We start from the raw sequence: 2915 nt of genomic DNA, 5'->3' as shown, positions 1-2915 counted from the left end.
GACCAGCAGCCGCCAGGTTTCCTGGAAGCGCTGGCTGCGCTCGCTCCACATGCGGTCGCCGAGCTTGGCTGTGTCGTAGATGCGCGTCACCAGCAGTGCGGCGAGCACGCGCTCGGTGTCGGCCACCGCCGGTTCCCCGGTCAGGAACTCCTCGATCAGGTCGGCCACGCGGTCGACGTCGCCGGTCCACACCGGATGGTCGCGCCCGGCGATCTCAACCAGCCGGGCGCCGGGGATCTTGCGGGCAAGGAAGCGACTCGCCTCGGGGTCGACCCGCACATCGTTGCGGCGATGGATCAGGAGCGTCGGCGCGCTGATCGTGCTGAGGATGCCGCGCACGTCGACGCCGGCATTCATGCGCGCCAGCGCTGCCGCCGCCGTCGGGCTCGCCGACAGCCGCTCGAACCGCGCCCACCATTGCGAAAAATGCGGGTCGTCGACCCGGCCCGGCGCGAAATTGGGCAGCGTGGCGCCGGTCCCCCACGCCGTTTCCGTCGTCGCGATGAAGGCCTCGAGACGCTCCGGCGGCATCACCCATCTGTGGAAATTCGCATAGCCGCCATAAAGCACCAGCGACCGTGTCCGCTCAGGATGGGTGGCCGCGAACAGCATCGCCATCGGCGCTCCTTCCGAGGCGCCGAGGATCGCCGCGCGGCCGCTGCCGGCGGCATCCATCACCGCGCGCACGTCGTCCATGCGGGTTTCCAGGCTGGGCAGGTGGCGGCTGTCGACGCGGTCGGAGAGGCCGGTGCCGCGCTTGTCGAACAGGATCAGCCGCGAGAAGGCCGAAAGCCGTTTCAGCAGACGGCTGTAGCCCTCATCCTCCCACTGCAGGTCGAGGTTGGAGATGAAGCCCGGCACGAAGACGAGATCGAACGAGCCCTGGCCGACCACCTGATAGGCGATCCGCACATCGCCGCTACGGGCGTACCGGGTCTCGATCGGCCTCACGCAACACCCCGCCGGCCAGACGATTTCTTTCGTCGACCATAGCAGAGCCACGCCGCTAGCGGCAGACAAACTTTAGAGAGCTAAAATATAAGGCCTTTGGTGAACGGGAGCGACGGCCGCGTTACTTGTGCAAAGCTGCATTCCCGGCCTGCGCGGGCCCGGTGTAACCGATGCTCGTGTCGGCCTGTTCGGACGTCTTGGGCCGCTTGATCTTTGCCGAGGCCGCCACCACCAGATCGTTGAAATGCTCGGTGCCGCCGTCAAGCATCTCGAACAACTGCCGCCGCATTCTCGGCTCCCAGAACTTGTTGATGTGCTCGGCGACGCCGGTGATGCCTTCCTCGCGCGGCTTGGAATCGAAGAAGGTTGCGATCTGGTTGGCCATCCGAACCAGCTTTTCCCTGGTGCTGGTGATGTGATCTTCGTCATGCGACATGCTTGGCAACTCCGCAAATCACCCGGTCTGGGTGGGTGAAAATATCGAAATCCTCGCCGCGCACCAGCGCCACCAGCGTCATCCCGGCAGCCTCGGCCGTGCGGATGGCAAGTGCCGTCGGCGCCGAAACGGCGATGATGATGGCCGCACCGATTGCCGCCGTCTTCTGCACCATCTCCACCGAGACCCGCGAGGTCACGACGACGGCGCCCGTCGAACCGTCGATGCCGGCCCTGGCCAGCGCGCCGGCCAGCTTGTCCAGTGCGTTGTGACGGCCGACATCCTCGCGCGCCATGACGATGCCCTTGCCCGGCACGTAGAAGCCGGCGGCGTGCACCGCGCCGGTCTCGGTATGCAACGGCTGCACCTTCGACAGGCGCTTGACCGAGCGGGTGATGTCCTCGGCCTCAAGCGTAAGCTTCGACGAACCGACCGCGTCGACCGAGCGCATCGCTTCCTCGATCGATTCGATGCCGCACAAGCCGCAGCCGACCGGTCCGGCAAGCCTGCGACGCCGCGCCTGGAAGCGCGTGTTGGCCTTGTCCTTCAGCCGGATCTGGATGTCGATGCCGGCGCCGAGATCCTCGACCTCGATCGCCTCGATCTCTGCCGGGTCGGCAATGATGCCCTCGGTCAGCGAGAAGCCGAGCGCGAAATCTTCGAAATCGGCGGGGCTCGCCATCATCACCGCATGCGTGGTGCCGGCATAGGAGAATGCCACCGGTGTCTCCTCCGGCACCATCCGGTTCGCAGCCGCAGTGCCGCCGGCGCGACGCGCGAGACGAGAGATTTGGGTTATAGCGGGTCGGCTTGTCACTATCTCATCCAACCAGACTTCAACTCCGGGAACTTCTGCCCAATTTCTTCAAACGCCGGCATAAAGCCATTGCCTAATATTAATCCAACCATAAGGCGGAGGCTCGAAAATTCGGCACTTGTTACTTGGCTTTGAATTTCAATAAGGTAGTCGTTGAGTTCGTTGCTTTGCCGGCTGCACAGTTCGAGGAGTTTGTTGTGAGCTTCTTTGCTGGTCACCAAAAAACTCCTCCCGTAGTAGTGATCGAAATCCTCTTCTTAATGGAGAGGGCTGGAATGACGGGGCCGATAAAAGCTCCGGCGAAGACTACTCCGCCGCTTCCAGCGGGGCGATGCGGCGGCTCTGCTTGGCCTGCTCGTTGTAGTCCTTCTGCCAGTCGGTCGGGCCGTTTGAGGGCGCCACCTGCACCGCGGTAACCTTGTACTCCGGACAGTTGGTCGCCCAGTCGGAGAAGTCGGTGGTGATCACGTTGGCCTGGGTGTCCGGATGATGGAAGGTCGTGTAGACGACGCCCGGCGAGACGCGGTCGGTGATCAGCGCGCGCAGCGTGGTCTCGCCGGAACGGCTCGCCAGCCGCACCCAGTCGCCGTCGCGGATGCCGCGGTTCTCGGCGTCGTGCGGATGGATCTCCAGCCGGTCCTCGGCATGCCACGCGACGTTTTCGGTGCGCGTGGTCTGCGCGCCGACATTGTATTGCGACAGGATCCGGCC

5 protein-coding genes are annotated in these 2915 nt (G+C 64.5%); all 5 read right to left on the bottom strand.

Annotated elements, in window-relative coordinates; all coding sequences use genetic code 11:
• Window positions 1-951, bottom strand: a 951-nt coding sequence (locus EOA33_RS30545) for an alpha/beta hydrolase (protein WP_145989366.1), incomplete at its 3' end; no start/stop codon positions are given.
• A gap of 121 nt (window positions 952-1072) precedes the next feature.
• Window positions 1073-1387, bottom strand: a complete 315-nt coding sequence (locus EOA33_RS30540; protein WP_127407338.1) for a formate dehydrogenase subunit delta — start codon at window positions 1385-1387, stop codon at window positions 1073-1075.
• The gene (fdhD, locus tag EOA33_RS30535; RefSeq protein WP_189375283.1) at window positions 1377-2204 is read right to left on the bottom strand and encodes a formate dehydrogenase accessory sulfurtransferase FdhD; all 828 of its coding nucleotides are present in this window, start codon (window positions 2202-2204) and stop codon (window positions 1377-1379) included. The genes EOA33_RS30540 and fdhD overlap by 11 nt, the downstream gene beginning before the upstream one ends.
• Complete coding sequence (locus EOA33_RS30530) at window positions 2204-2422, bottom strand: hypothetical protein (protein WP_126056759.1); 219 nt, start codon at window positions 2420-2422, stop codon at window positions 2204-2206. Before EOA33_RS30530 ends, fdhD begins: the two co-directional genes overlap by 1 nt.
• An 88-nt stretch (window positions 2423-2510) precedes the next feature.
• The coding region (locus EOA33_RS30525; protein ID WP_281033577.1) for a molybdopterin dinucleotide binding domain-containing protein at window positions 2511-2915 on the bottom strand (405 nt) is incomplete at its 5' end.

This window comes from Mesorhizobium sp. M4A.F.Ca.ET.050.02.1.1 (genome assembly GCF_003997725.1).
In the GTDB taxonomy this organism is placed as follows: Bacteria; Pseudomonadota; Alphaproteobacteria; order Rhizobiales; family Rhizobiaceae; genus Mesorhizobium.
Note: the sequence above shows the minus strand (reverse complement) of the source record. Positions and strands in the feature narration are given on the sequence as shown.